Below are 22,378 nucleotides of genomic sequence, written 5' to 3' on the forward strand. Positions count from 1 at the left end.
TTCAAGCTGATTTGGTTCAATTATAAATCCAAGGTAACAAAAAACCCCCAAATCCTTCAAGGATTGGGGGTAGGGTTCTATTTTGAACACCAACTAAAGTTGACGATAATCGTTGGTACTTTGTTGTAATCTGAGCAATTTATATTTGGAAAAGCCAAAATGAATATTACTCTTTAAAGATTCTCTTTGGAAATGTTCCAAAAAATCTACTTTATTTAATGTGGTATCATCCTGATATTTTGCTTCATCTCTTTGACAAAAAAGCACAATTGTTAATAAAGAAATCGAAACAATATTTCTTGGAAAGTTGGTTATTGAGGTAAAGAACATTTATTTATTCATCATCGCCACGTCCATCAACTTCTGAAATCTCATCATCCGAAGCATTTTGATCCACGGTTATTTGTTCGAACATGGCTTCGGTTTCTTGTACGTCGGTTTCGGTTTCACAAGAGTAGAAACCAACTGTTAATAATGTCATGGCCAAGATGCTAAATACTTTTTTCATAATGTTAGGTTTTAGGTATGAATGTTAAGTTTGTACCGCTAAAGTATGTGGCATTTTTAGTGGCCCGGGTATTTTTGGGAAGGGGATAGTATTCTTGTATAATCTGCTAGTATTCTTGTATAATCTGCAAGAATTTTGCTAATTAAGGGCCTTTGCTGCCGTTTTGGAGAGCATTTGCTTTAAGCTGTCTATCTTATCTTTATAGGTTTTGGAGAAAGGAAGCTCTTCCTCTCGCCCATAATTTAAACTGCAAATGGATTTTCCATAATTGATCCGCGATACATAACGGCTGTTGAGAATGTAACTCTGGTGTACGCGGATAAAGTCTTTGGGGAGTTTGTTTTCGAAAGATTTCAAGGTTTTAAAGGCACTTATCACACTGCCATCTTTCATAAAGAAATCCGTGGTGTTATTATCAGATTTAAGGTAAAGGATGTTTTTGGTGTCCAAGTACCGATAATCCTTGTAAGATTTTAAGCAAATCGTGGATGGAGTCTCCTGTTTTGGGTGCAATTTTTTTAAGCGCAGCATTGTTTTGCGTATATCGAACTCGTTGTGCGGCAAGATCCAATAATCAAAAAAACCGCTTTTAATGGCATTATAGGCGTATTTTTTGGATTTTGCATATCCTATTATTATAGGAAGGCTTTGCATATACTGGTTGAGTTCGGTAACCATTTGAAAGTAATCCATGCCACCTTCCCCAAGATTTACAAGTACAAGGTCCGGATTGTATTTTAAAATGGAATTGAGTCCTGCCGAAGCATTGGTTTCCACCCCGGCACAAACCAAGTCATCATACTCTTCCAAATAAAGCTGCAACTGAAGCTTTGAGGAGGCATCCGAGTCGATTATGTTATAGGTGTATTCCATGTGCAAAATGCTGATTGCAAGTTACTAACGTAGAAAAAAAACTCATTGCAGTTTTCCCTTAAAAAAACTATGGGTTTCTCCCTAAAACGGGCTTTTTTCCTACAATTTTTTATAAAAAATCGTTAAAACAAGGATGACAGCACCAAATTTGAAAGTTTAGTGTGCTTGTTCCACATCATATTCAATCGCGAAAAGGGAACTGTTTTTTAAAGAGTCAAATCAAGGGAAATATAAAATGTAAAAAGGGGATGTTTTGGGTTTAATTGGTTCAACAAATAGGTTTAGTTTGTGTTTTGGCTATGTACTATATTACAATTTGTTGCGTGGGCATCAAAATTTTGGTTGGTGCTTTTTTAAAGATTCGCTTAAAATTCGATGAAATGCACAGGTTTTTTATTAAAAATGCGAAAACAGCTTTTCAAAACTTTGATTTTGTTTAACCTTTAGGATTACGCCGGTAGTTTTTTTTAGTCTGTTGGGTGTTTTGGAGATTTCAATAGTAAAGAGTGCCTGTTTGAGTGGTTTTTCTTTGGTTTCGACTTCGCCCAACCATCAAAAAATCACTCGAAATAACGAATTTTAAGCATAATGCAAAGCAGGTGTTCCTTTACACAAAAAGCGATTGTATTTCCTCGGGAACTCTTTTGGGGCGGAAAGTCTTTGCATCCAACAAGCACCACTCGGTAACTGATTTGACCAATAGCTCATCAGTGTTATTGTTCTTAACTTCTACCACACGGGTAGAAATAGGTCCTCTGTTACTTTTAATATAAGTGCTTATTTTAATGGTGTTGCCCAAAACGGCAGATTTGTGGTAGGTAATGTTGTGGTTGCGGACCACCCAAATCATGGATTGTTGAATGTCTTTGGGAGCGACCTGCGTCCAGTGCTTTTTGGAAATATCCTGAATCCACTCCACATACCTTATATTGTTTACATGGTCAAGGTCGTCCAGGTCATCGGGAACCACATCAAAAACTTCGGAGTAGTTTTTCATTAGAGCATGTTTAAAAAAGATTGATTGAAGCGAAAAATGATAATTTTTGTTTTATATGAAGGCTTTTTTGAATCACATAGCCGTAGCCATGGGGTGATAAAAAGACGAATAAGGGGCAAAAAGGGGTTTTTTTTAGCCAATTGAATTGTTTTTAAACATGCTCTTATTCCTTTTTACGGATTTTCACCTCAAAGAGTTTGTTCCAGTTTTTTCCGGTAACAAAAAAAGTTTCTCTTTCTGGGTGGTAAGCTACACCGTTTAGCACGGAATTTCCTTCGTCCCATTCCGGCCCCTTGTTCACCTTGTTTTTAAGACCACCAAAGTTAATGACGCCTTCAATGGCACCGGAAGTGGCATCAATGATCATCATACTTTCTTTTTGGTACACATTGGCATAGATTTTACCATTTACATATTCCAGTTCGTTGGCGCTGTTAAATATAGATTTGTTGGTCACGATTTCAATATGGCCTTGTTCTTCCAAGGTCTCTGGATCCAGGAACCATATTTTTTCAGTACCATCGCTTTTAAATATTTTTTTACCATCGTTACAGAGCCCCCAACCTTCACGACTTTTACCATAGGTAAAGTTTTTTATCTTTTCCAAGTTGGAGACATCATACACATACCCCATACCACTTTGCCAAGTAAGTTGGTACAATTTGTCGTTCATTATAGTAATTCCCTCTCCAAATACGGAATCGTCCATATTTATTTGCTGAAGGACTTCGCCCGTTTCAAAATTTACTTTCCTTACCGTTGAAGCACCTCGTTTACCAGTGCTTTCATAAAGTGTTCCCTTGTAAAACTCAAGTCCCTGTGTGTAAGCACCCGTATCGTGCGGATAACTGTTCACGATCTCGTAGGTGTAAACTTCTGGGGCAGCGGCAGCCAGTAGTCTTAGTTTTTTTTCAACCGCTACGGTCTGTTCCTCAATTTTAAATTTGGCCACCAAGGTTTTGTTTCCCAAAGTTGGTAGGCCTAAGGTCAATTTTCCGTTTTCAACGGGCAATTCTTTCCCGTCCATATAATAACGAAGGTCGGAAATTTCAATGTCCTTTTTGTTCTTCAGTGTCACACCCACTTGCTGGTTTTGCTGTATGTTTTTGTTTTCCAACTGAATGGAAAAGTGCTTGGCGGGATCGGCACTTCCGCCACAGCCCAAAAAGAAGAGCAGTGCCCCGGTTATAGAAAAAAGTTTGCCCATTGTTCTTATTGCTTGTGTCATAAATCGTTAATCCAAAACACCGAAATTAAGAAGGAATTAGGATTGCCACAAATATAAAAGGTCGTATATTTGCAGCTGGGCAAGTCCTACACGACCAGCTCCTGCAGAATCCCCCAGGGCGGGAACGCAGCAAGGGTATGTGGTCGTAGCGGTGCGATGTAGGTAGCTTGCCTTTTTTTGTACCCAAAAATCAGATGATCATGGATAAAAAAGTTGTACTGATCACCGGCGGTTCTTCAGGTATTGGCAAATCCATCGGAACATACTTGGCCCAAAAAGGATTTACCGTTTATGGTACTACACGCAATCCAAAAAACTATCCAGACTTTAAAACTTTTGAACTTGTTCAGTTGGATGTAAAGGATGTGGAGAGCATTCAAAAGGCAGTTTCCTATGTAATTTCCAAAGAAAACAGGTTGGATGTGTTGATCAACAATGCAGGTGTCGGCATTACAGGCCCTATTGAAGAAACGCCCCACGAGGAAATCCTTCATGTTTTTGACACCAACTTCCATGGCCCCGTACATGTGATGAAGGCCGTTTTGCCACAAATGCGCAAGCAGGGTAGTGGAGCCATCATCAATATAACATCCATTGCTGGTTATATGGGGTTGCCCTATCGCGGATTTTATTCCGCCACCAAAGGTGCTTTGGGACTCATTACCGAAGCATTGCGAATGGAAACCAAGGATTTTGGTATAAAGATAACCAATGTAGCTCCGGGAGATTTTGCCACCAATATTGCATCGGGCAGGTACCATTCTCCTGTGATAACGGGTTCTGCCTATGAAGAAAAGTACAGTCAAACCCTAAAAGGGATTGACGAGGACGTGGATGGCGGAGGAGACCCGATACAAGTGGCCGAAGCTGTTTACAAAATCATCAACCAGAAAAAACCGAAGGTGCATAACCCCGTCGGAGCATTTTTGCAAAAGTTTTCCCTTAGGTTAAAGAAGATTTTACCCGACAAAGTCTACGAAAAGTTACTCCTCAACCATTATAAGTTGTAATTTTACACGTATTAGTGAACAATTTATAAATACTTAGAAATGAAGTTTTTTATTGATACTGCCAACCTTGATCAAATTAAGGAAGCCCAAGAACTGGGTGTGTTGGATGGTGTGACCACCAATCCTTCCCTTATGGCGAAAGAGGGTATTACCGGAAAAGATAATATTTTAAAGCACTACGTGGACATCTGCAATATTGTTGATGGAGATGTTTCTGCCGAAGTAGTGGCCACGGAGTTTGATGCCATGGTTAAAGAAGGTGAGGAGCTAGCGGAACTACATGATCAAATTGTAGTGAAGGTTCCCATGATCAGAGATGGCGTAAAAGCATTGAAATATTTTTCAGATAAAGGTATCCGTACCAATTGTACTTTGGTGTTTTCGCCAGGTCAGGCACTTTTGGCGGCCAAAGCTGGTGCCAATTATGTTTCCCCTTTCTTGGGAAGATTGGACGATATTTCCACAGATGGCCTTAACCTAATAGCGGAAATCCGTTTGATCTATGATAACTACGGATTTGAAACAGAAATATTGGCTGCATCCATCCGCCATACCATGCACGTAATCGATTGTGCCAAATTGGGTGCCGATGTTATGACAGGACCGTTATCTTCTATTGATGGATTGTTGAAGCACCCATTGACGGATATTGGTCTTGCCAAGTTCTTGGAAGACTACAAAAAAGGAAATTCCTAAAAAAGGAATTTGTATAGAATTTAAAATGGGCCCTGAATGTAAATTCGGGGCATTTTATTTTCTATTAGTTAAAAGTTAAAACATCCGAAGTATCTGAGCAGGCCTACAAACTTGCCCGACGGCAGTCAGGTTTAATTGCAGTTACTTTAGTTTTTATAAATTTTATGGATAGTCCCCTCTCCGGTCTCCCCAAGGGGAGAAGTTTCCCTCCTTTGGAGGGATTAAGGGAGGACTTGATGCCAGATGACAAAGAATTTCATTTTTCTTTAAAACTATGGGTTTCAAATCTATAGTGGTTTATTTTCTATTAATTAAAGGATAAAACCTTCGAAGTATCGGGGCAGGCCTGCAAACTTGCCCGACGGCAGTCAGGTTTAATTGCAGTTACTTTAGTCTCTATAAAGAAGTAAAAAGGTTGGCAAAGCCATCAACCACCACGGTGTCCTTTGCAATAACGCACTTATTGAGCCCGTCAATGATCATGGCCATTTGCAGCTCTTTGAAGTTTTCCCCGTAAAACTGCTTGTTCTTGTCCAGTTTATACTCGTCCATAAGTTGTTTCCATTGAGAGTGACTGGTTCTTATATTAATGCCTACAAAGTTGTAATGCGGATATTTTTCTTCGAGAGAGATAATGTGTTTGTTAACGTTGATAAAATGTCTCTTTTGACCAGCAGTCCAAAAATAGAATACGGTGCTCTTTCTTTTGTTGGCCAAATCTTTTAGAGAGATATCTTCGTCATTAAAATTTTTGACCGTGATGTCCGGGAGTGTCGTGTTCGGCTGTAGGTTTTTGATACCATTGTACAGCAGTTCAATTTCTTCCCTGTGTTCCTCATTGGTGGAGAGAGATTTGAACTTATCAATAAAAACAACGGCTTCTTTGCTAGGGTTGTGTTCCCGTAGTAGATAGTCCACGACAACGTTCCTAAAAAGAATGTCCCTAAGCTCTGTTTGATTAACCAAACTATCCACAAGGGCAAGTTTATGTTTGTTAAAATGCAGGCGGTCGCTTACAGGTTTTTTATCTGTGGAGCAACCTTCCAAACAAGTCATGTAGGACATATTGCCAAAATGCCACTTCATAAAATCAAAATAGGGCCTAAAATAGGTAAGGTCCTTATTGTTAAAGTCTATTCTTTTTCGGTAACCATAAAAATCATCCCCAAGTTCATGAATGGTTTCTTCACCAGTTTCCTTTTTGTGATAGAACGGATACTTTTCTTTATTGATATAGGTGTTGTAATCTATGGAAGCCTCTGCCATGGCCAAAACTTTGGTCGAGAGCACATTGTCTTTTGATAACTCTTCGAGCTGTTTGACTTTTAGGGCATGTAAGGAATCTATCTTTTTACTAAAATCTTCAGGATCTAAACCGTAATAGCTTTTTATGATCGGTTCTTCTTTTTCGGTGGCCAAGAAAATCTCGATTAAAAAATTATTGATTTCGCTACCTGTTCCCGAGAATACCAAAGATTCATCAAACTCTACAGTGTTCAAGCGCGCCAAAAGGCTATCCCCTTGGCTCAAATATACATATTGAAGTTCTGGTGCATGGTCAAAATGATAAAGCCCATCCTCAATGTTATTCAGGTTGAAAGAAAAGTGGTTTTTATCGTCGAGCTTTACGGAATCCACATAAGAATCGTTGTGGTAAAGCACCACGTAATCGCTAGTCGGATTTACAATTTCACCACCAAAAAAAACTGAGGAACCGCTTTCTGAAGAATCAGAGCACGATACAAAAGTTGACATGAAGGTGAGGCCGAGTAAAAATCTTACCATAAACAGGGAACGATTCATTAGACAACCAAAAGTAAGCAACCCATGAAGCTAAACTTGTTAAGGGGTAGTTAAATGTTGCTGAACGGTTATTTTACATCGTTTAAATATGCGTTTTAAAATTAGAATTACGAATCACATTTAGCTACTTTTGCAAAAAAATAAAGATAGTTGCATGTTATCAGTATCGAATTTATCCGTACAGTTTGGCAAAAGAGTTTTGTTCGATGAAGTTAACGTAACCTTTGCCCAAGGGAATTGTTACGGTATCATTGGCGCCAATGGCGCCGGTAAATCCACATTTCTTAAAATTTTATCCGGGCAGATAGATCCCACTTCGGGCCATGTGCATTTAGAGCCAGGAAAACGGATGTCCATCTTGGAGCAAAATCACAATGCTTATGATGAATACCCTGTTTTGGAAACCGTGGTGATGGGAAACAAGCCTTTGTTCGAGATAAAAAAGGAAATTGATGCCCTGTATGCCGATTATACCGACGAGAATGCAGAAAAAATTGGCGAGTTACAGGTAAAGTTCGAGGAAATGAACGGTTGGAACGCCGATAGTGATGCCGCTGCCATGCTTTCCAATCTAGGAATCACGGAAGACCTCCACTATACCAACATGGGCGATTTGGATTCCAAACTTAAGGTACGGGTACTTTTGGCCCAAGCCCTGTTCGGAAGCCCGGATGTGCTGATCATGGATGAGCCTACCAACGATTTGGATTACGATACCATCAACTGGTTGGAAAACTTTTTGGCCAACTACGACAACACGGTGATCGTGGTCTCCCACGACAGGCACTTTTTGGATGCAGTTTGTACTACCATTGCCGACATCGACTTTGGAAAAATCAACCTATTTTCAGGAAACTATACATTCTGGTACGAGAGTAGCCAATTGGCTGCCCGTCAACGTGCGCAACAGAACAAAAAGGCAGAGGAAAAAGCCAAGGAACTCAATGAGTTTATTCAGCGTTTTAGTGCCAACGTGGCCAAAAGTAAACAGGCTACATCCCGTAAAAAAATGCTGGACAAGCTTAAGGTAGAGGATATAAAACCATCGAGTAGAAGATATCCCGCCATCATTTTTGATCGTGAGCGCGAAGCTGGTGATCAAATATTGAATGTAGAAAAACTATCTGCCACTTCTGAGGATGGAGATTTGCTGTTCAAAGATGTGAACATCAACTTGGCCAAAGGTGATAAAGTAGCCATCCTTTCCAAAGATTCGCGAGCCACCACAGCTTTTTACGATATTATTGCCGATAAGATCAAGCCCGATAGCGGCAAATTCCAATGGGGGGTGACCACTACGCAATCCTATTTGCCCGCGGACAACTCATCCTATTTCCAAGAAGATATCAACCTTGTAGATTGGCTGCGCCAGTGGGCCAAGACCGAAGAGGAAAGGGAAGAGGTTTACATTAGAGGATTTTTGGGCAAGATGCTTTTTAGCGGAGAAGAAGCCCTGAAAAAATGTACTGTGCTTTCCGGTGGGGAAAAAGTACGTTGTATGCTCAGCCGAATGATGATGCTCCGTGCCAACGTTCTTATGTTGGACGAACCCACAAACCACTTGGATTTGGAAAGTATTACCGCTTTCAACAATTCATTAAAAAACTTTAAGGGCACCATCTTGCTCACGACCCATGACCACGAGTTTGTAAATACAGTGGCAAACAGGATCATTGAGTTGACACCAAATGGAGCCATTGACCGTTACTTGACGTTTGACGATTATATGTCTGACAAGTCCATAAAAGAACAGCGCGAAAAAATGTACGCTGTAACTGCTTAAGCGTTAAAGTATTTGCTTTTCCAAATAGCTGGGTTAAAATTTTTGCCCAAGGCAAATCCGTAGAAAATAACTATGGATGCTATGCATTTGAACATAAAAAAGTAAATGATCCAAAACTCTGCCGTGGTATTTTTTTTGGAGAACAATCCTTCGGGAACCATAAGTGTAACCAAGTAACTGATCAAAAGAACCACAACGACCAGATTGGCAATATTTTTAAAGGGCCATGCGAATAACTTTCGAAGCGGATGTAGGTCGTTGCCCCATTTGTGGACCAAATAGTAATAGTCATTTCCGATAGGGGCGAAGAGAAGCGGATCGTCTTTATCTTCCAGCTTGAACAATTTGGAAGGGGCCATAATTCTGAAGCCTTCGAGCTTGGTATTATGGGCAGCCTCCAGTTGTTTGATTTTGGAAATGGCTTCTTGTGGAATCTCACCTTTAAAATAAGAACTGTTCAAAAAGCGTAGTCGGTAATCAATGCAAATTTCTTTGATTTGATCAATATGAAAGATTTTTTCAGTTTCCAATTGGTCAAAATCAAAATCATTGGCGCTAACATTGCTTTTTGAGCCCAATTGATGAGCAATTTGCTCTTCTTTCTTGGAATCTTCGCTCAAAATTTGCTGGACTTCGGCCAGAATATGTCCGCTATCCCATTTCTTATCTCTCCTGTTTTGAAGTTTGTGCTCTATGTTTATTCCTTTCAAAATCGTGCAGTTTTTTTAGTAATACACTCAAATTTAAGGAATTGAATTTTCGATCCTGACATTTGTCAGAAAAACACAATGTTAAGTTTGTGTTAAATGGATTTTAGGGGTGAAAAATGTGGATAATATCATTAAAAAAGATGTATCTTATCGAAGTTTTTGGTAGTTAATCGTATAATCATACTAAGAAAACAAGCCTAAAATTCGAACAACTTTATGAATACCCCCGTAACCAAATTTTTGCTTGGCCTTTGCTTTGCTTTTTCTATTTATACGACTACTGCCCAAAATACATCCAACGCATTATCATACGCGAGTAAGCTGGACAATCATAAAATTCTATTGAGTGCGGTAAATGCAACGGAATTGGGTGCTTTACTTCAAAAATCAGGGCCTTTTACCATTTTTGCTCCTTCTGATGCCGCCTTTGAGAAATTTTCGAACAATAAAATAGCTGAATTGATCAAATCGGAAGATAAAAAAGCCTTGAAATCTTTGTTGTCTTACCATATTGTTGCCGGGCAACTTACCGCTTCCCGTATGTTGCGAGCCATTGGAAGAGGTAATGGAATGGCCAGTTTTACAACCGTTCAGGGCAAAAAATTAACGGCACACTTGGATGGATACGATATTGTGCTTACCGACCCCATTGGCAATACCGCAAGAATTACGGCGGCCGACCTTAATCTGGAAAATGAAGGTGTGGTTCACGAAATAGACAGTGTTATCCTACCTGCACAGATGTAATTAGCGAAGTTCCGCCCCCAATTCCTTTTGGTATTGCGACAATAGTTTACCCATTATCTTTTCGATCTGCTTGTCTGTCAAAGTCTTTTTCTCATCCATTAGGGTAAAGCTCACCGCATAGGATTTTTTCCCTTCAGGAAGATTTTTGCCGGTGTACACATCGAACAGGTTTACTTTTTTAAGCAGTTTTTTTTCTGTGTTCCAAGCAATATCGTATACCTTTTGGAAAGAAACGGAATCGTCCAATAACAAAGCAAAGTCCCTTGTTACCTCTGGGAACTTAGGGATTTCCTTGAAAGCTATATTTTGGGTGCTGATACATTCCAGGATGGCATCCCAGTCCAAATCGGCATAAAATACTTCTTGCTTAATGTCGAATCGCTTTAGAGCTGCCTTTCCGACCAGTCCTAAAGACACCAAAACCTTGTCGTTTTTCACATAGGAAACTCCCTCTGCAAAATCCGAATCCGTAAGTGGTTTTGTGTCAATGTCCCTTATGCCCAAACGCTCAAAAACATTCTCTACAATACCTTTTAAATAGAAAAAATCAGATCTTTTTGAGGCAACGGCCCAACTACTTTGTGTGCGTTCCCCAGAAATGAAAATGGCCAAGTGCTGCTTTTCTTGATGGTTACCGTCCACTTTGTGGTAGGTTTTACCAAACTCGAACAGTTTAAGGTCTGTTTTTTGTCTATTGTGGTTGTAGCTAACCGTTTGTAGGCCGGAATGTAGCATGGAAGTTCTTAAAACCGATAAATCGGAGCTCAGCGGATTCAACATCTGTACGGCGCTTTCATCTTCTGAAGCAATATCGGACGAGACCAGGCTATTGGTCATAATCTCAAAGAACCCTTTCGCGGCCAATGTATCTCCGATCACATCTTGAATCCTGTAGTTTTCAAAACGTGATGATTTGGCAATGGAGGCGTTCAGTTTTTCCTTAAAATCAATATTGTTGTAACCATAAACCCTTAAAATCTCCTCGATCACATCAACCTCTCTGGTAACATCTACCCTGTATGTTGGTATGGTAAGGCCCAGTCCGGACTCCGTAACGTTGTTGATTCGTATTTCCAATGCGGAAAGTATGGATTTTATGGTATCCTGCGGAATTTCCTGTCCAATCAAAGAGTTGATTTTGTTGAAGGTCAAGAATACCTGTCTCTCCTGTGGCTTTTTGGGAAATAAATCGGCAATTTCGGAAGTAATATATCCGCCTGCGATTTCCCTAATCAAAAGAGCAGCCCTTTTTAGGGCATATTTGGTCATGTTGATGTCGATACCCCTTTCGAACCTAAAGGAAGCATCAGTATTCAATCCATGTCTTTTTGCTGTTTTTCTTATGGAAACTGGGTCAAAATAGGCACTTTCCAAAAAGATAGAAGTAGTGTGCTCGGTAACTCCGGAGTGAAGCCCCCCAAAAACACCGGCAATACACATAGGGCTGCCTGAGTCGCAGATCATCAGGTCATCTTCGTGCAGTTCGCGCTCCACTTCGTCCAAGGTGGTAAACTTGGTTCCGGCCGGCAAAGTTTTGACCTCAACTTTGCTTCCTTTTATTTTGGATGCATCAAAAGCGTGCAAAGGTTGACCCAATTCGTGAAGTACGTAGTTGGTAACATCCACAACATTGTTGATCGGGGCCAATCCAATCGCCTTCAATCTGTTTTTTAACCAATCTGGAGAGTCTTGAACTACAAGATTACTGATCGTAACCCCGCAATATCTTGGGGCAAGGTCACTTTCCAGAACCTCTACATCGACTTTTAACGATCGATTGTCAATAGAAAAATTACTAACCGAAGGTGTTACCAACTCCTTTTGAATCTCTTTTTGCTCCAATCCTGCCTTAAGGTCGCGAGCCACACCAAAATGGCTCATGGCATCGGACCTGTTGGGGGTGAGTCCTATCTCAAAAACTTCATCGTTTTCAATTTCAAAAACTTTGGAGCAAGGCGTACCGGGAACCAGCTCTTCGTTTAGTACCATAATTCCATCATGGCTTTCTCCAAGGCCTATTTCGTCTTCGGCACAGATCATGCCTTGGCTCACCTCGCCACGAATTTTCCCTTTTTTTATTACCCAAGCCTCTCCCTCTTTGGTGTAGAGCGTAGTGCCAACGGTAGCTACGGGCACTTTTTGTCCCGCCGTAACATTGGGTGCTCCACAAACAATTTGTAGCGGGGCTTCTTGGCCAACATCAACAGTAGTTAATTTTAATCTGTCCGCATTTGGGTGTTTTTCACATGTGAGCACATGTCCTACGACAATGCCCTTTAAACCACCCTTAACTGATTCAAATTGTGATATGCCCTCAACCTCTAGGCCTAAATCCGTTAAAAGTTCGCCTGTTTTTTGAGCATCCCAATCAATTTGCAAAAATTGCTTCAACCAGTTGTAAGAAATCTTCATACCCCATTTTTAGAGGGCACAAATATATAACAATAGGGGAACAGATTCAACGATAATAATGACCTTAAGCCGCAAGCAATGATTTGTTTTAAAATGTATTTCCTACATTTAGGTAAAATCTTTCACTTTATGAATAAGATAGGGTTGGCGATAGTAGGCCTTGTAGTTATATTGACCTCATGCGTAAATGCTGAAAAAAATAAATTGAATGTGGGCGATTGGCTGGGAAAAATTGAAGTTTCAGAGTCGCAACAGTTGCCTTTTGAATTTACACTTTCACAAAATGTAGATGGCGGATATGAGATGAAAGTATTCAATGCGGAAGAAGTTATCACTATTGATGAGTTTACCTTTAACGGGGATTCCATCGATATCCGTATGCCTATTTTTGAGGGGCATATTTCGGGTACTTATTCTGCAAATGAGATAACCGGTGAGTTTATTGAAGAGAGTAAAGGGCGAAAGGTCCCTTTTAGGGCCACTTATGGTACTCAGGATCGTTTTGAGGCAGAAAAGGATGCAGCGGTTAATATTTCGGGCATTTGGGAAACTTATTTTAAGGTAAATACTGAAGATGAGTATCCTGCAAAAGGTATTTTTATGCAGAACGGAAACAAGGTTAAAGGAACTTTTAGGACCAAAACAGGGGATTACCGCTATTTGGACGGCGTTGTTACCGGGGACAGTATGAAATTATCCGCTTTTGATGGTTCGCACGTGTTTTTATTTTTGGCCCAAGTGACCGATAGTACTTTGGATGGTAAATTTTATTCGGGCAAACATGCTGTCCAAGAATTTATGGGAGCTAGAAATGAAGCTTTTGAACTTCCAGATTCCGACGACCTCACTTATTTGCGTGAAGGGTATGAGAAGTTCGATTTTTCCTTTCCAAATTCAGACGGAGAGATTGTGAATTTGGACGACCCTATGTTCGATGACAAGGTTGTGCTGGTCCAAATTATGGGAACCTGGTGCACCAATTGTTTGGACGAAACACGGTTTTATGTGGATTTTATCAAAAACAATCCGGATTTGGATTTGCAATTTGTGGGATTGGCGTTCGAATACGCAAAAACCCAGGAGAAAGCCTTTGAGGGCATAAAAAGACTCAAGGAAAGAGAGGAGGTGCCTTATCCAATCCTTTTGGCACAATACGGAACATCTAACAAGCAAAAGGCCAACGAAAAACTGCCGATGCTGAACCATATCCTTTCTTATCCTACTACAATTTATATTGATAAAACCGGGGAAGTCCGCAAAATACACACGGGCTTTAATGGGCCGGCAACGGGTGATAAGTTTGTCGAATTTAAAAAGGAGTTCAATAAAGTAATCAAAGTGTTGACCTCTGAAGCGCCTGAAACTGAGAGCTAGTCAAATAGTGTGGACTGCCACTGCGTTATTCGGTTATTTTGTTGTAAGAAGCCGGAGGTCGGAAGCTTGATGTCCGAAGCACGATGTCTTGACTCTTGAACTTGATACTTGGGTTTGAACTTTTTTGTGCAATTTGAATCCAACCCTTTACCATTCATTTTTCTATCAAACTAGAGATTTTTCACTATCCCCTTCGATTGCGCTCAGGATGACAGTTCGAAATGACACAAAGCTTATTCGCGAAAATCAGTGAAATTAGTGTCAGAGGTTACAGAAGATGCTAGGCCTTTAGAGTTAGAGCTTCAGTTAATGAGTTATTCGGTTACCGCTACGCCTATTATTTTGTTGTCGGAAGTTTTGAGCTTGAGCTTGCACTTGAGAAAGTCAGAAGTCGGAAGCACGAAGTCGGGAGTCTGGAGTTTTGTTGTTTGTTGTTTGGTGTTTGGAATTTGGAATTTGGAATTGGGCACTTGTTATTTGCGTTTGCTCTTGAACTTGACACTTGAGCTTGCGCTTGATAAGGACATTAAATAATCGTGGACTTGCCCAAATCGATGTTCTCATCATTCATAAGGGTATCATCTTCAATATCCACAATATTATGGGCAATAAAGTCCCCAACTTGATTGGTTCCGTATTGACTGTTTTCCCTTAAATCGGGAGTAACGATTCCTTTCTTCAAAGACTTATCCACCGCCTTTTTTACCGCCCAAGCCTCTTCGTTCAGTCCAAAATGCTCCAACAGCATAGCCGCGGAAAGTATAGAGGCAATCGGGTTGGCAATATCTTTACCTTTGGCCTGTGGATAAGAACCGTGAATAGGTTCGAACAACGCATTTTCCTCACCAACAGAAGCTGAAGCCAACAATCCGATAGAACCACCAATAACGCTACCTTCATCAGAAATAATGTCCCCGAACATATTCTCCGTTAAAATAACATCAAACTGTTTGGGGTTGAGTATGATCTGCATGGCAGCATTGTCCACGAACAAAAAATCCAACGCCACTTCCGGATAACTTTCACCGATTCGTGTAACAACTTTGCGCCAAAGCCTTGAAGATTCCAAAACATTGGCCTTATCTACCAAAGTAAGCTTCTTTTTACGACCCTTTGCGGCCTTAAAAGCCAAATGGGCAATACGGCTTATTTCTTCTTCGGAGTATTCACAAAGGTCAGAGGCTTTTGTGCCTTCTTCATTCAATTTTTTCTCCCCAAAATAGATTCCTCCGGTGAGTTCACGGTAGATTACAAAATCAGTTCCATTGATCACTTTCTTTTTTAGAGGGGATTTATCCAACAAAGTTGGATGCGAAAGTATAGGTCTAATGTTGGCAAACAGCCCAAGTGCTTTGCGCAATTGAAGTAAACCTTGTTCGGGCCTAACTTTTGCATCGGGGTCGTTATCGTATTTTGGGTCACCAATAGCGCCAAAAAGCACGGCATCCGACTCTTGACATAATTTTAAGGTAGTATCGGGCAGTGGAGTCCCATTTTTGTCTATAGCAATGGCACCAATAGGAGCTTCTTTAAAAATAAAATGGTGATTAAAGGTCTCTTCAACGGCATTTAGGCATTTTACCGACTGGGCCAACACTTCGGGTCCAACACCATCTCCAGCTAGCAATGCGATTTTCAATATCATATGACAGTTACCATGATTTAAGCCAAGCTCTTCATTCCGATATTGCTGGTTTCAACAATCTCGTGGATGTCCTCATCCAAAATTTCTTTTTTAACGTCGGCGTACTTCAAAAAGTTTTGGTATACCGTATCCAATTGAAGTTTTGTGAGTTCGTAACCTACATTTTTGGCACGGTAAGCCAATGCTGCGCGTCCACTTCTTGCAGTCAATACAATGGAAGATTCGCTGACCCCAACATCTTTAGGATCAATGATCTCGTAGGTTTCCCGGCGTTTGATCACCCCATCTTGGTGAATACCGGAACTGTGTGCAAATGCATTGGAGCCCACAATTGCTTTGTTGGGCTGTACGGGCATGCCCATTTTTTGAGAAACCATGGTACTGGTGTCCCAAAGTAGTTTGCTGTTGATGTTGGTATCCAAATTCAAGTGCGGATGTTGTCTCATTATCATTACAACCTCCTCCAAAGAAGTGTTCCCAGCTCTTTCGCCTATACCATTGATAGTACATTCAATTTGTCGTGCTCCGTTGATTACGCCTGCAATTGAATTTGCTGTGGCCAAACCAAGATCGTTATGGCAGTGACAGGAAAGAATGGCTTTATCAATGCCTGTTACGTTTTCTTTCAAGTATTTCATTTTGGCACCATACTCTTCTGGAAGGCAATATCCTGTAGTATCGGGAATGTTAAGTACGGTTGCTCCGGCTTTAATTACCGCTTCGCAGATTCTCGCTAAAAACTCATTGTCGGTACGGCCGGCATCCTCTGCATAGAACTCAACATCCTCTACAAAGGTTTTGGCATAAGCCACGGCATCAACGGCACGCTCAATAATTTTATCTTGGGTTGAGTTGAATTTATATTTGATATGCGACTCGGAAGTTCCGATTCCCGTGTGTATTCTAGGTCTTTTGGCATCTTTGATGGCTTCGGAGGCTACTTCGATGTCTTTTTTTACGGCACGGGTCAATCCGCAGACCGTTGCATTTTTGACCAATTTGGCAATTTCGTTCACCGATTTGAAATCACCGGGACTGGATATGGGAAACCCTGCTTCGATCACATCAACTCCGAGTTCATCCAATCGTTCGGCAATGATTAATTTTTGCTTGGTATCCAGTTTGCAACCTGGTACCTGTTCCCCATCCCTTAGTGTTGTGTCAAAAATTTCTACCTTATCTTTACCCATTATCTCAACCTGTTTTTTACTATGGCTAACGAAAGTAGTAAAGGAAGGCTGAAGACGAAAAACAGCTGGGAGCATGTTACAACGTTAAACTGCTTTTGGTGTGGTTTAAATAACTGAAAAACAATAGTTTAAACAATATTTTTTACGATGACAAATGCCCACAAGGACGCTTTGTTTGTACTGATAAAATCGCTTTCCAAATCAGAAAAGCGGCAATTTAAACTCTATGTTGGCCGATTGGGGGTCAATACGGACGCTAAATTTTTGGCGCTGTTTAATTTATTGGATAAGATGCGGAAGTACGATGAGCGTCAAATTTTGGACAGTGGCATTGTCAAAAAATCACAGCTTTCCAATCTAAAGGCACATTTATACAAGCAAGTTTTGGTGAGTTTACGCTTGAATCCCGTGAACCAAAATGTCCGGATTCAAATTAGGGAACAACTGGATTTTGCCACCATCCTTTATCAAAAGGGACTTTACAAACAAAGCTTGAAGATTTTGGAGAAGGCGAAAAGCTTCGCCATTGAGAATGAAGAAAAGAATGTGGCGTATGAAATCGTGGAACTGGAAAAGGTGATTGAAACCCAATACATTACCCGAAGTATTCCGGATAGGGCGGATGAACTTGCGGTTGAAGCCAAAGAACTTTCTGCACTAAACGTAATGACAAGCAAGCTTTCCAATCTTTCGTTGCAGCTGTATGGAATGATGTTGAAAGTGGGATATGTGAGAAGTGATGAGGATCTTCAAAAAGTAAAGAGTTATTTTGACGAGCATTTGCCCAAATATGATATTGAAAAGTTGGGTTTCCGTGAAAAATTATGGCTGTACAAAGCACATCTATGGTACAGTCTGTTGATTCAGGACTTTTTGTCAGCCTATAAATACGCCAGTAAATGGGTGGACCTTTTCTACGAAAACAAACATATGATTCCGCTGAACCCTGTGTTCTTTTTAAAGGGCAATCATTACTTGTTGGAGTCGCTTTTCTTTGTAAAATACGCATCGCAGTTTAGGGAAACCTTGGAGCGATTGGAGGATCAGGTGCAAGACCCTAAGTTTCCCAAAAATGACAACATAAGCTCATTGGCCTTTCTGTATATCAACACAAACAAATTGAACCTTCACTTTTTGGAGGGAACTTTTGACAAGGGCATTTATTTGGTGAATATTATCGAGTACGGCATTAAAAAACACCGACAACAAATAGATGAACATCATGTAATGTTGCTCTATTATAAAATTGCTTGTCTATATTTTGGTAACGGTGACAACAAAAATTGTATCGCTTACCTCAAAAAAATTATTTCCAACAAAAAATTAAAGATGCGCGAGGATTTAATGTGTTTTGCAAGGGTGTTGAGCCTTGTGGCACATTATGAAGCGGGAATGGATTATCATTTGGAAGTACAGCTTAAGAGCACGTACAAGTTCTTGCTGAAAATGAACGATTTGCACGAGGTTCAGAAAGAAATGATTAAGTTTCTAAGAAACCTTGGAAACATTTACCCTACCGATTTAAAAGGGGAGTTCCAAAAGTTGTACAATGAGTTAAAGAAATACGAGAACCATCCTTACGAGAAAAGGGCATTCTTGTATTTGGATATTCTTTCGTGGTTGGAAAGCCACTTGCAGAACAAGCCCGTAGGACAGATAATCAGGGAAAAAGCCTTGACAATTACTCGCTAGCACAGGCGCTCCAGACGGGGTCTTCAGGTGGAGGCGCCAAAAATGACATGGGTTCTTTTTGCACGGGGTGTACAATTTCCAAACTTCTAGCATGTAGGTGGATGCCGCCATCCTTGTTACTGCGGTCGGCACCGTATTTTAAATCCCCTTTAATGGTACAACCTATGGCTGCCAATTGCGCCCTAATTTGATGGTGCCTGCCCGTTTTCAAATCAATTTCCAGCAAGAAATAATTATCCAGTTTTTTTATGATTTTGTAGTCCAGCTCGGCCTTTTTGCTATTCGGAACCTCTTTGTTGTGTGCATAGGACTTGTTTTGCTTTGGGTTGCGCACCAACCAATGAACTAAAGTTCCGCTTTCCTGTGGAGGTGCATTTTTAACGACCGCCCAATACATTTTTTTGGTTTCCCCTTGGGCAAACATTTTGTTGAGTCGGGGCAGGGCTTTGGATGTTTTGGCGAAAAGCACAATTCCTGATGTAGGACGGTCCAATCGATGCACTACACCCAAATACACATTTCCAGGCTTGTTGTATTTCTCTTTAAGATATTGTTTTACCACTTCGCTGAGGGGATCGTCGCCTGTTTTATCTCCTTGAACAATATCGCCTACGCGTTTATTGACCACAATTAAGTGGTTGTCCTCATAGAGTACTTGAAGATTCGATGGATTTGAATGTAGGGAATTGGTAATTGACAATTGATTATTGTTAATTAATACGATTCTTCGTCATTGGGGAAATCTTGACTTTTCACATCATCCACATATTGGGAAACGGCTTTGCTCATTTCATCGTACAGATTCAAATATCTTCTCAAGAACCTGGGGTGGAACTCGTGGGTCATCCCCAACATATCGTGGACCACCAGCACCTGTCCGTCCACATGGTTTCCTGCACCGATTCCAATAATGGGAATGGAAACGCTTTCTGCTACCTCTTTGGCCAATTTTGCTGGAATTTTTTCCAAAACAATGGCAAAACAGCCCAATTCTTCCAATAATTTGGCATCAGACTTTAGTTTTTCGGCCTCTTCTTCTTCTTTTGCACGAACCGTATAGGTGCCAAATTTATAGATGGATTGCGGGGTAAGCCCCAAGTGGCCCATCACAGGAATTCCCGCCTCCAAAATTCGGCTGATGGATATTTTAATTTCCTCCCCACCTTCAACTTTTACAGCATGTGCGCCACTTTCTTTCATAATTCGGATGGCGGAGCGCAAAGCTTCCTTAGAGTCACCTTGGTAGCTCCCAAAGGGAATGTCCACCACAACTAAAGCCCTTTTTGCGGCCCTGACTACGGAGGTGGCGTGGTAAATCATTTGATCTAGGGTGATGGGCAAAGTGGTTTCGTGTCCTGCCATTACGTTACTGGCGGAATCTCCCACCAAAATGGCATCCACATTGGCACCATCCACAATTTTGGCCATGGAATAATCGTAAGAGGTGAGCATACTGATTTTCTCACCGGTCTTTTTCATTTCCACCAACGATTTTACCGTTACCCTTTTATATTCTTTTTTAGCTGTAGACATCGTAATTTTATTTGATGGCTAAAAGTAAGCAGATTTGTTTAATTTAGGCTTCAATCAAAAAACTAATACCATGAGAAAACTGTTAAGTTGCGTAGTATTTTTTGCTTTGGGTGTGTTTGGATATGCTCAAGGCCCAAATCCTTCAAATGAAGAAGCCAAAGAACAAGTTAAACAGGTGGTCGAAACTTTTTTTGAAGGTTTCCACAAGCAAGATTCAACCATCATAAAAAGTACCGTGGCCAACGAAATCGTGCTTCAAACCACGGGAAGAAACCCCGAAGGCAAGACACTTTTTAAGACGGAAGAGTTTTCAAAATTTTTAAAATCAATTGTTGGCATACCTGAAACCACCAAGTTTGAGGAAAAACTTACTTCTTTCTCCATTCAGGTGGACAGAACTATGGCCAATGCCTGGGTAGGATACGAATTTTGGTTGAACGGGGAGTTCAGTCACTGTGGCATTAATTCCTTTCAGCTCATCAATTTTGATGGAGAATGGAAAATCATCTACCTGATCGATACCAGGGGCAAGGAAGGTTGTATGGATTAACAATCACTCAAAAATACGCCTACGGCAAGTCCTCCTTCAGAGGTTTCTTTGTATTTGGAGCTCATGTCCTTTGCGGTTTCCCACATGGTGTTTACCACTTTGTCCAACGGTACCTTTACTTCACTTGGGTCGGTATCCAATGCCAGTTCTGCCGCGTTTATGGCTTTAATGGCCCCCATGGCGTTACGTTCTATGCAGGGTACTTGAACCAAACCACCGATAGGGTCACAAGTCAAACCTAAGTGATGCTCCATGGCAATTTCGGCAGCAATCAATACTTGTTCGGGAGAACCACCCATAAGTTCGGTGAGCCCCGCAGCGGCCATGGCCGATGACACACCGATTTCCGCTTGGCAGCCACCCATGGCCGCGGAAATGGTAGCTCCTTTTTTAAAGATGCTTCCCACTTCGCTGGCAACCAACAAAAATTGTTTTACATCATCAAAATTGGCATCGTGGTTTTCAATGACCATATAATACATTAAAACTGCGGGGATAACCCCTGCGCTACCGTTGGTTGGAGCAGTAACCACTCGACCCAAGGAAGCATTCACTTCATTAACGCTGAGTGCAAAACAGCTTACCCATTTAATGATTTGTCGGAATTTAACTTCAGTATCCCGGATGCTCTCCAACCATTCCTGCGGATTGGAGTAGGGGACGTCCCCTTTAAGTTTTTGATGCATTTCAAAAGCCCGCCGCTTTACGTTTAAACCGCCCGGTAGTTTACCTTCGGTGTGGCAGCCAACGTACATGCATTCCAGCATGGTCTTCCAAATGCGGGCAATACCTTCATCAATTTGAGCTTCGGTTCGCAGCGACAGCTCGTTTTCCATCACAATTTGAGAGATGGACTTGTTTTGGGCATTACAGTGTTGAAGTAGTTCATTTCCAGTTCTTACAGGGTGTGGAAATGTTTTAAAGGTCTCTTTGTTTTCTTTGGCATGAACGAGTTCTTCTTTAACCACAAATCCACCACCAATGGAGTAGTAGGTTTCGGAGATTGTTTCTCCGTTGGTCAGTTCGGCTTCAAACCGCATACCGTTGGCATGAAAAGGAAGGAACTCTTTCTTGAACACAATGTCATTCATAAAACTGAACGGAATCTCTCGCTTTCCACCAAAATTGAGTTTGTTTTCGACCTTGACGCCGTCTATTCTTCCTGAAATACTGTCAATGTCAACAGTTTCAGGGTCAGTGCCCAACAATCCCATTACCACTGCAATATCGGTGGCGTGTCCTTTTCCCGTGAGGCAAAGCGACCCGTACAAATACGCCTTAATGGATTGGACATCATCAAAAACCGCTTGTTCCTCAAGCTCAGCTATCCAACGTTCGGCGGCACGCCAAGGGCCCAAGGTGTGGGAGCTGGAAGGCCCAACACCGATCTTAAGCATATCAAACAAACTTATGCACTCCATAAACTCAATTTACAGTCTCAAATATAGGAAGCTAAACGGGATATAATGCGAATATTTATATATCCAAATAGTTTTTTCAAAATTGATTAGAATACCTGCAATTTTTACTGAGATTTTGAAAGGTTTTGATGATTGTATGACAGCTTGTCATATTCTTGGTCGTGGCATAATCATTGACATTTTAAGAGCGAAACGAAAACGAATTT

The 22,378-nt window shown here is 40.9% G+C and carries 19 protein-coding genes and 1 other RNA gene; 8 read left to right on the forward strand and 12 right to left on the reverse strand.

All coding sequences use genetic code 11. The annotated features are described in order from the left end of the window. Positions 1 to 334: 334 nt before the first annotated feature. From AC13CS_RS01310 to AC13CS_RS01325, 4 genes are all read right to left on the reverse strand, one after another. Positions 335 to 508 (reverse strand): hypothetical protein, encoded by a 174-nt coding sequence (locus tag AC13CS_RS01310; protein WP_293163791.1) that lies wholly within the window; start codon positions 506 to 508, stop codon positions 335 to 337. Positions 509 to 646: 138 nt separating this feature from the next. After that, positions 647 to 1,381 (reverse strand): LytR/AlgR family response regulator transcription factor, encoded by a 735-nt coding sequence (locus AC13CS_RS01315; RefSeq protein ID WP_293163788.1) that lies wholly within the window; start codon positions 1,379 to 1,381, stop codon positions 647 to 649. Between the two features lie 607 nt (positions 1,382 to 1,988). Continuing rightward, positions 1,989 to 2,378, reverse strand: coding sequence for an acyl-ACP thioesterase domain-containing protein (locus AC13CS_RS01320; RefSeq protein ID WP_293163785.1), 390 nt, complete (start codon positions 2,376 to 2,378; stop codon positions 1,989 to 1,991). 163 nt (positions 2,379 to 2,541) lie between these two features. Next, the gene (locus AC13CS_RS01325; RefSeq protein WP_293163782.1) at positions 2,542 to 3,585 is read right to left on the reverse strand and encodes a glutaminyl-peptide cyclotransferase; all 1,044 of its coding nucleotides are present in this window, start codon (positions 3,583 to 3,585) and stop codon (positions 2,542 to 2,544) included. A gap of 98 nt (positions 3,586 to 3,683) precedes the next feature. Between AC13CS_RS01325 and ffs the strand changes: the two genes are divergently transcribed. The 3 genes from ffs to fsa all read left to right on the forward strand — a co-directional run bounded on the left by ffs (position 3,684) and on the right by fsa (position 5,312). Then, an RNA gene (gene ffs, locus AC13CS_RS01330) (signal recognition particle sRNA small type) lies at positions 3,684 to 3,782 on the forward strand. Between the two features lie 24 nt (positions 3,783 to 3,806). After that, positions 3,807 to 4,616 carry an SDR family oxidoreductase gene (locus AC13CS_RS01335; protein ID WP_293163779.1) on the forward strand — a complete coding sequence of 270 codons (810 nt, stop codon included), beginning with the start codon at positions 3,807 to 3,809 and terminating at the stop codon, positions 4,614 to 4,616. A gap of 39 nt (positions 4,617 to 4,655) precedes the next feature. Continuing rightward, the gene (fsa, locus tag AC13CS_RS01340; protein ID WP_163626312.1) at positions 4,656 to 5,312 is read left to right on the forward strand and encodes a fructose-6-phosphate aldolase; all 657 of its coding nucleotides are present in this window, start codon (positions 4,656 to 4,658) and stop codon (positions 5,310 to 5,312) included. 396 nt (positions 5,313 to 5,708) lie between these two features. Here fsa and AC13CS_RS01345 read toward each other — a convergent pair whose 3' ends face one another. Further along, positions 5,709 to 7,067 carry a transaldolase gene (locus tag AC13CS_RS01345; RefSeq protein WP_293163775.1) on the reverse strand — a complete coding sequence of 453 codons (1,359 nt, stop codon included), beginning with the start codon at positions 7,065 to 7,067 and terminating at the stop codon, positions 5,709 to 5,711. 202 nt (positions 7,068 to 7,269) lie between these two features. On the opposite strand from AC13CS_RS01345, the gene AC13CS_RS01350 reads away from it, so the two are divergent. Further along, positions 7,270 to 8,898: an ATP-binding cassette domain-containing protein gene (locus AC13CS_RS01350; RefSeq protein ID WP_293163773.1), complete on the forward strand. Its 1,629-nt coding sequence runs from the start codon at positions 7,270 to 7,272 to the stop codon at positions 8,896 to 8,898. Here the strand turns inward: AC13CS_RS01350 and AC13CS_RS01355 are convergent. Next, a complete protein-coding gene (locus AC13CS_RS01355) occupies positions 8,895 to 9,608 on the reverse strand; it encodes a hypothetical protein (RefSeq protein WP_293163771.1) in 714 nt (237 codons plus the stop codon). The genes AC13CS_RS01350 and AC13CS_RS01355 overlap by 4 nt on opposite strands. Before the next feature lie 216 nt (positions 9,609 to 9,824). Between AC13CS_RS01355 and AC13CS_RS01360 the strand changes: the two genes are divergently transcribed. Then, on the forward strand, positions 9,825 to 10,355 hold the full coding sequence (locus AC13CS_RS01360; protein ID WP_293163768.1) for a fasciclin domain-containing protein: 531 nt from the start codon (positions 9,825 to 9,827) through the stop codon (positions 10,353 to 10,355). Here the strand turns inward: AC13CS_RS01360 and pheT are convergent, their stop codons facing one another. Further along, positions 10,356 to 12,767 (reverse strand): phenylalanine--tRNA ligase subunit beta, encoded by a 2,412-nt coding sequence (gene pheT / locus AC13CS_RS01365; protein ID WP_293163765.1) that lies wholly within the window; start codon positions 12,765 to 12,767, stop codon positions 10,356 to 10,358. A 129-nt stretch (positions 12,768 to 12,896) separates the two neighbouring features. Between pheT and AC13CS_RS01370 the strand changes: the two genes are divergently transcribed. Further along, on the forward strand, positions 12,897 to 14,141 hold the full coding sequence (locus tag AC13CS_RS01370; RefSeq protein WP_293163762.1) for a TlpA disulfide reductase family protein: 1,245 nt from the start codon (positions 12,897 to 12,899) through the stop codon (positions 14,139 to 14,141). Between the two features lie 526 nt (positions 14,142 to 14,667). Here AC13CS_RS01370 and leuB read toward each other — a convergent pair. After that, entirely contained in the window at positions 14,668 to 15,786 is a 1,119-nt protein-coding gene (gene leuB, locus AC13CS_RS01375; RefSeq protein WP_293163759.1) for a 3-isopropylmalate dehydrogenase, read from the reverse strand. Between the two features lie 17 nt (positions 15,787 to 15,803). Then, the gene (locus AC13CS_RS01380; RefSeq protein ID WP_293163756.1) at positions 15,804 to 16,976 is read right to left on the reverse strand and encodes a 2-isopropylmalate synthase; all 1,173 of its coding nucleotides are present in this window, start codon (positions 16,974 to 16,976) and stop codon (positions 15,804 to 15,806) included. Between the two features lie 147 nt (positions 16,977 to 17,123). Between AC13CS_RS01380 and AC13CS_RS01385 the strand changes: the two genes are divergently transcribed. After that, entirely contained in the window at positions 17,124 to 18,668 is a 1,545-nt protein-coding gene (locus AC13CS_RS01385) for a hypothetical protein (RefSeq protein WP_293163753.1), read from the forward strand. On the opposite strand, the gene AC13CS_RS01390 is transcribed toward AC13CS_RS01385, so the two are convergent. Together AC13CS_RS01390 and panB are read right to left on the reverse strand one after the other, a co-directional pair. Continuing rightward, positions 18,658 to 19,362 (reverse strand): RluA family pseudouridine synthase, encoded by a 705-nt coding sequence (locus AC13CS_RS01390; protein ID WP_293165242.1) that lies wholly within the window; start codon positions 19,360 to 19,362, stop codon positions 18,658 to 18,660. The genes AC13CS_RS01385 and AC13CS_RS01390 overlap by 11 nt on opposite strands. Before the next feature lie 20 nt (positions 19,363 to 19,382). Continuing rightward, positions 19,383 to 20,201 (reverse strand): 3-methyl-2-oxobutanoate hydroxymethyltransferase, encoded by an 819-nt coding sequence (gene panB, locus AC13CS_RS01395; RefSeq protein ID WP_293163750.1) that lies wholly within the window; start codon positions 20,199 to 20,201, stop codon positions 19,383 to 19,385. A gap of 70 nt (positions 20,202 to 20,271) precedes the next feature. On the opposite strand from panB, the gene AC13CS_RS01400 reads away from it, so the two are divergent. Then, positions 20,272 to 20,751, forward strand: a complete 480-nt coding sequence (locus tag AC13CS_RS01400) for a nuclear transport factor 2 family protein (protein WP_163626323.1) — start codon at positions 20,272 to 20,274, stop codon at positions 20,749 to 20,751. Here the strand turns inward: AC13CS_RS01400 and AC13CS_RS01405 are convergent. Further along, on the reverse strand, positions 20,748 to 22,172 hold the full coding sequence (locus tag AC13CS_RS01405) for an L-serine ammonia-lyase (RefSeq protein ID WP_293163746.1): 1,425 nt from the start codon (positions 22,170 to 22,172) through the stop codon (positions 20,748 to 20,750). The two genes, AC13CS_RS01400 and AC13CS_RS01405, sit on opposite strands and share 4 nt — an antisense overlap. Positions 22,173 to 22,378 lie beyond the last annotated feature (206 nt).

Source organism: Flagellimonas sp. B-3 (assembly GCF_056857835.1).